This window comes from Ruegeria sp. BH8, from assembly GCF_056538065.1.
This window is the reverse complement of record NZ_JBQFSP010000053.1, coordinates 1-1,076: the sequence shown is the minus strand read 5'-3', so window position 1 is coordinate 1,076 and position 1,076 is coordinate 1. Positions and strand designations below refer to the sequence as shown.

At 60.0% G+C, this 1,076-nt stretch carries 1 protein-coding gene; it reads left to right on the top strand.

What is annotated here, in order from left to right; all coding sequences use genetic code 11:
- A partial coding sequence (gene tuf, locus ACR0AD_RS21115; RefSeq protein WP_480489518.1) for an elongation factor Tu occupies positions 1 to 1,076 on the top strand: 1,076 nt, incomplete at both ends.

The window sequence follows — 1,076 nt, the reverse complement described above, 5'->3', positions numbered from 1 at the left end:
ATGGCAAAGGAAAAGTTTGAGCGTACAAAACCGCACGTCAACATCGGCACGATTGGGCATGTTGACCACGGCAAGACGACGCTGACCGCAGCAATCACCAAGTATTTTGGTGACTTCAAGGCGTATGACCAGATTGACGGCGCGCCGGAAGAGAAAGCCCGCGGCATCACCATCTCGACCGCGCACGTGGAATACGAGACCGACGCGCGCCACTATGCGCATGTCGACTGCCCCGGCCACGCCGACTATGTCAAGAACATGATCACCGGTGCCGCTCAGATGGACGGCGCGATCCTGGTTGTGAACGCTGCAGACGGCCCGATGCCGCAGACCCGCGAGCACATCCTGCTGGGCCGCCAGGTTGGCATCCCGAAGATGGTCGTGTTCATGAACAAAGTTGACCAGGTTGACGACGAAGAGCTGCTGGAACTGGTGGAAATGGAAATCCGCGAGCTGCTGTCTTCGTATGAATACCCCGGCGACGATATTCCGATCATCGCAGGTTCGGCTCTGGCCGCGATGGAAGGCCGTGACCCTGAAATCGGCGAGAACAAGATCCGCGAGCTGATGGCGGCTGTTGATGACTACATCGACACCCCTGAGCGTGCTGTTGACCAGCCGTTCCTGATGCCGATCGAAGACGTGTTCTCGATCTCGGGCCGTGGTACCGTTGTGACCGGCCGTGTCGAGCGTGGCGTGATCAACGTTGGCGACGAGATCGAAATCGTCGGCATCCGTGACACCGCGAAAACCACCTGCACCGGCGTTGAAATGTTCCGCAAGCTGCTGGACCGCGGTGAAGCGGGCGACAACATCGGCGCCCTGCTGCGTGGTGTGGACCGTGACGGCGTTGAGCGTGGCCAGGTTCTGTGTAAGCCGGGTTCGGTGACACCGCACACCAAGTTCGAAGCCGAAGCCTACATCCTGACCAAGGAAGAAGGCGGCCGTCACACGCCGTTCTTCGCGAACTACCGTCCTCAGTTCTACTTCCGGACCACTGACGTGACCGGCACCGTGACCCTGGCGGAAGGCACCGAGATGGTCATGCCCGGCGACAACGTGTCGTTCGGCGTTGA